Source organism: Ferruginibacter sp., from assembly GCF_031430955.1.
In the GTDB taxonomy this organism is placed as follows: domain Bacteria; phylum Bacteroidota; class Bacteroidia; order Chitinophagales; family Chitinophagaceae; genus Ferruginibacter.
Window position 1 is genome coordinate 1 of sequence record NZ_JANPCM010000005.1, and the last position, 6,036, is coordinate 6,036.

General features: G+C 40.6%; 3 protein-coding genes. 1 reads left to right on the forward strand and 2 read right to left on the reverse strand.

What is annotated here, in order from left to right; genetic code table 11:
- On the reverse strand, positions 1–1,395 hold a 1,395-nt coding region (locus ACY65O_RS00105; protein ID WP_462218808.1), incomplete at its 3' end, for a WD40/YVTN/BNR-like repeat-containing protein.
- A gap of 556 nt (positions 1,396–1,951) precedes the next feature.
- Positions 1,952–2,482 (reverse strand): hypothetical protein, encoded by a 531-nt coding sequence (locus ACY65O_RS00110; RefSeq protein WP_462218809.1) that lies wholly within the window; start codon positions 2,480–2,482, stop codon positions 1,952–1,954.
- Positions 2,483–2,850: 368 nt separating this feature from the next.
- Here ACY65O_RS00110 and ACY65O_RS00115 point away from each other — a divergent pair.
- Positions 2,851–6,036 (forward strand): ligand-binding sensor domain-containing protein (locus tag ACY65O_RS00115; protein WP_462218810.1); only part of this gene is annotated, 3,186 nt, incomplete at its 3' end.

Genomic DNA, 6,036 nt, shown 5'->3' on the forward strand with positions numbered 1-6,036 from the left:
AACATTATCCGTAGCGCCCTGATCAATTAATGAATAACCTCCATCACCAAAATCGGCCCGTGTCCAGGTTCCATCGGGTTTATAAAAATTCGTTCCATTGTCCTGAGTTCCCCCGATGGTAAAATTTGGGTCTATAGGATGCACTGCAAGACTCATGAACTGGGTAGCCCGAAATGTCGTGTTGTTCATCGAAGTCCAGGTGGCACCGGCATCAGTGGATTTATAAATTCCACCGTCCGAACCGAAATATATGGTGGATGGAAGCGAAGGCGCAACGGTTATCACATGCGAATCCGTATGTAGCCCGCTTTGACTATTGGTAAAGGAAGTGCCACCGTTGATAGAAATACCAAAAGTGGTGGTTGTGCCTGTGCCGCCCAGGTACACACGGTCAGCATTAGATGGATCTACGTCAATAGCGATATTATAGAAACATTGAGCACCGCAAAAGTTATTATCTATTTGCTGGGTCCAGGTTGCGCCACCGTCAATGGAACGCTGAACTGTTCCACCGTTAAATCCAGAAGCTGCATATACCGTAACCACTCCGGCACCACTTCGGTTAATAGCAAGTTCGGTCCTTGAGGCTGTAGTTCCTGTACCTGCTGTAAATGTGCGGACGAAAGATGGAGTGGCAGCTAAAGCGTTGGTTGATCTATATACGCCGCCCACCGTTTCATTAAATGAATCACCTAATGTACAAAGTACCAGGTCAGGATTACCAGGATCCATTACTATGTCAACAATATTGCGATTTTGAGCTACAATGCCGGTTATGGTTAATTGGGTAAAAGTTGGAGAAGCACTTAACGCATCTGTTGACCGGAAAAGTCCCCGGTTAGCCAGCACATTATTTGGGTTGCCTCCAATACCGCCAAGACCTGAAGTTGAAGCAGCAAAAATGATATTTGGATTGGTTGGATGTACTACAATCTTGCTGATGGCCCGTCCTGTAAAAAAGGAACCTCCAATAGGTCCTGTAATCGTCGGCGTTGCTGAGTTGGCGTTATCAATCCGATAAATCCCAACACCAAAAAAAGCGTCTGCTGAAAAAGCTGATTCGCCAGTGCCAACAAATATCGTATTGGGTTGCGATGGGGCAATTGCAACAGTGCCAATTGCCAAACTGAGGGCATTATCAAGCATCGGTGTCCAGGTAGTACCGCCGTCAAGTGTGCGGTAAAGGCCTCCTTGTGCTGTGCCAACATATACAATATCGGGATTTGTGGGATGAACAGCAATTGAAACCGTCCGTCCTGAAACAGATAATTGAGGGCCGCTGACAACCTGCCCATTGGGAATTGGGTTCGGCCCCAGTTCGGTCCAGGGTGTTAATAATGTATTTAGTTGCGGAGCATTCTTTCCTGAAGAGAGACGATCCTTTTGTTCCTGCATTTGTTTGATTGCTGCTAAGCGATTAGCAGGGTTAAAAGGTTTGTCTTTTTCGATACCTCTTCGCATTCCTATAGCATCAGCACGAAGTTTCATGAATTCTTCAACGCTTATTTTATTTTTTATAAAGTCAGGCTTATCAGGATCATCTTGTCCAAATCCAATTTGCGCCATTAAAACAAGAAATGCTATAAAGGCGATATAGCGTATTTTATTAAATACTTTGGGACTGATTAAAGTTTTACAAGCTAACAAATGAGATTGACCTTTTTTCATAACAATGTTTTGTTTGATGAAGAATTAAAATATAAACTCGTGGCTATACAAGGTTGCTATAGTTAATTCAATGAGGATATAAATTTCTTTACTTGCTAATTTCGAGAGAGGAGATTATCAAAAATCATTGATGAAAAAAAGGGTCGGAGTAAGTTGTTTTGATAATCTATTCCCAAGATATTTTCTTTTATAAGAATTTCCAAGACTTATTTTATAGTATATTTTTTTAATTCTGCTTTAATGTTCGTATATATTTTTTAAAATCGATGCAGAAGGGATAAATTTAAACATGAGCTATAAAAAACTGACGGCTACAGTGCATCAGGCGGTCTGCAAGGCCATTCAAATACGAAGAAGTTCTTGAAGGTGCCGGTTGCTCAATATCACCCCGGCCAGCAGGATGTTGTTTGAACATAATGGTTGTGGCCAACATCTCCGTTATCGTCTGGCGGATAAACCCTGCCTCCACTCCATATGCGGCTTGGTTATCAGCGCTGCTATTACAATCAAAACTGGTAATGGGCGCAGATACCAGGTTAGTTAGATTTTCCGTACTGCTTTGAATCACTCCCTCTGTATTTCCACCGATGCCCGGTGCGATTTCCTTAATGATCTTTCCATTGGATTTATTAATGGGTTCATTTTCACCAATCAATGTTCTACTGGTTGTTTTACCTGGCTCCGGTTTGGCAATGCTAAAATCCCTAACAGGTGAGCTTACTGCAAAAGCAACAGCTTTGCCCGCAACTGGTTGCTGGGCCCAGGATGCACAGAAGCAAAATAAAGCAGTTAATACCAAAAGTAATTTTTTCATACAAGTTGTTTGGTTGTGTAATTAAAAGTTGAGTTAATTATTAAAAACCCTTTTCTCTTTGTGGGGATAATAAAATAAAACAGCAGTAATGGTTTTGCAGAAATACTGGACGATCAGCTTTTTAAAGGGAGGGATAAAGTAACTCTTGTAAAGGTCTGTTCAGGTACGATTACCTGTGAGGACAAATCTGTCAACTTACTGCACATTCACGCCAAACTACCGGACAAATTGAGCAGCATCAGGATTATTTCGTCATTTTATAAAAACAGTGGCTATTTTCTTTTTAATCTATGCAATAAAAATGCCTTTCCGATTATCTTTATAAGTAAATGCACAAACCCCTTATCTATCTAAAAGCAATATGTACGTTGGCCATTATTTGGTTGGGGTTAGGCGCAGCTGCACAAAACACACCCGGTTACGAATCTATTTCCACCGCTCAGGGTTTATCACAGGGAATGGTGTTTGATATTTTGCAGGATAAGGAAGGTTTTATATGGGTAGCTACCAAAAACGGGCTCAACCGTTATGATGGTTATGGTTTTAAAATTTTCGCCAACGATCCCTACAATGCACATTCGCTCAGCAGTAACACCATTGTAAAACTGTTTGAAGACAGTAAAGGCAGGATATGGGCGGGCACCGAAAACGCCGGCTTAAATATTTACGATAAGCAGAGTGGTAAATTTTACCGCATCATGCACAGTAACTCAAATGCGGCCAGCCTTTCGGGTAATGGTATACGATCGATAATAGAAATGCCCGATGGAAGAATAGTGGTAGCTACAGATGTTGCAGGATTAAATATTGTAGAACCGGGTGAAGCTTTTTTTGCAAAAGATGCTGCACCAGTTGTTACCAGGCTTACATTGCCCAATGACGCACCAGTTTACGGCATGGGAAAAGATACAAACGGAATCATCTGGATTGGAAGTATGGATGGAGCTGTGTACAGGTTTGATCCGTTAAAGAATAACTTTATAAAACTAAGCAACGGTGTACTGCTTAATGATGGTTTCCTGATCGGGGATAGCAGTAAATTAATAAACAGCAATCTCTACCTATCCGATGGAAAAAATATATTTCCTTTATTCAACCCCGGTAAAACACCATGCGGCAATATCATCTTTAAACCCAAAGAACAACTTTGGGAAAACCACCACAGGGAAGAATATTTTTATAGTGTTTATAAATACGAGCCGGGCAAAACAGTAAACTGGAAAGAGCCATTACCTGTAACCAAAATAAGAGTATGCTATCCATTCATCATCGACCGGTCCGGGGTACTCTGGTCTGGGTCGGTAGGTTACGGGCTTAGAAAATACACTGCTACTGGCAACAAGTTTAAAAAATGGGTTCCCATTCCCGGCAATAGTGTAAAGTGGATCATCCCTGCTAAAGACAATGATATTTTTTTAGGAGATTTTGCTTATGGATGGAGCAGGTTAATCAATGGTACAATACACACAAATGCGTTCGCAAGTATTCCCGCTCTCACCCGGGTAGATAATTTCATCATATCCAAATCGGGTGATTACTGGTTAAAGAGTGATCACAAAGGTTATTTTAAATACAATCCTTCTTCGGGCAAACTGGTATCATATCCGCAGATAAACGATGATAAAAGCTTTGGTGCAAAACAACCCATGCTTGAAGACATTAAGGGCAATATATGGCTTGCGGGGCTTGGTGGTAAATTTACCCGTATCAATACGGTTACAGGCAATATAGATAGTTTTACTATTAATAACATGGATGCCAAATCAATACCACCTAAATCTATTTGTACTGCCTTATACCAGGATAAACAGGGTGTATGCTGGGTGGGTAATGCCGAAGGTTTTGTAAAAGTTATTTTTGGTAACACCCAAAATTCATCACCCCAAGTAAAATGGTTTTATAATAACAGCAGCAACAGAAATTCGCTCAATTACAATCATGTTTCCTGCTTTTTAGATGATCCTTATACCCCTGAAAAATATTTGTGGATTGCAACAAAAGGCGGCGGTTTAAACAGGTTGGATAAAACAACCGGCGATTTTTTTCACCTTACCGCAAAAGATGGCTTGCCTGATGATGTGGTATATGGCATATTACCTGATGGTGCCGGCAATATTTGGGGCAGCACTAACAAGGGAATTTTTTGCCTCATTAAAGTAAAAGATAACAGCAGTAGCAAATGGCTGTTTCATAATTTTACCAAAGCAAACGGTTTACAGGATGATGAATTTAACACCGGGTCGTATGCTAAATTACCCAATGGCCATCTTGCTTTTGGCGGAGTTAACGGGTTAAATATTTTTAATCCTGAAGAAATACTGATACCTGGTTTCATGCCCAATGTTTTCATTACAGCTATACTCATTAACAACCAGTCTGTTTCTCCGGAAGATAATACCGGAGTGCTTAAAAATACCATTGAGCAATCAAAGAGTATATCACTTACACACCTGCAGGATATTCTTACGCTGGAATTTTCTTCGCTTGATCTTACTGCATCTGCTCAAAATAAATACCGGTATCAATTGGTGGGTGTAGATAAAGAATGGGTAGAAAGTGGCACCCGCCGTACCGCCACTTATTTGCACTTACCATCGGGTAAATATATTTTTAAAGTGCAGGGCAGCAACAGCCAGGGTATATGGAGCGATAAAATTGCTGAATTACAAATTACTGTATTGCCGCCCTGGTGGCGCAGTTGGTGGGCCTATTGTATTTATATATCACTGTTAGCTTTGGTGATAAGGGCTTATTTTAAATTTACCGTAAACCGGGCTAAATTAAAATCGCAATTAAATTTTGAACAACGTGAAGCTAAAAGAGTTAAAGAACTGGATACCGTAAAAACACAACTCTACACCAATATTACCCACGAATTTCGTACCCCGCTAACCGTTATACTGGGTATGGCGCAGCAGGTTAAAAGCAATCCATCGGCACATTTACAAAATGGGGTGGATATGATTATTCGTAATGGTCAAAGTTTATTAAACCTGGTAAATGAAATGCTCGACCTGTCTAAACTGGAAACCGGTAAAATGCAGTTGCAGCTGGTTAATGGCGATATAATTAATTTTCTCCGCTATGTGGTAGAGTCTTTTCATTCGCTTGCCGAGAGCCAGAAAAAACAATTACATTTTTTAGCTGAAATGGATGCCTTGCACATGGCGTACGATCCCGAAAAAATAAGGCAGATCGTTGCCAACTTATTATCTAACGCATTAAAATTTACACCCGAAAAAGGAAATATCTATGTACGTGTTAGTGAAAATATTGTACAGCATGAAACCAATACAGCAGTACTGATTATTAAAGTAAAAGATACCGGCATTGGTATTCCGGAAAGTCAGCTGCTGCATATCTTCGACAGGTTTTATCAATTAGATAACAGCCATACAAGAAAAACCGAAGGCACCGGTATTGGCCTGGCACTTACTAAAGAGCTGGTAATTTTAATGGAAGGGGAAATAACAGTGATGAGCCCGCCAACAGGTGCTAATAAGGGAAGCGAATTTACCGTGGCATTGCCGTTGAATAAATTGCCTGCAACTGAA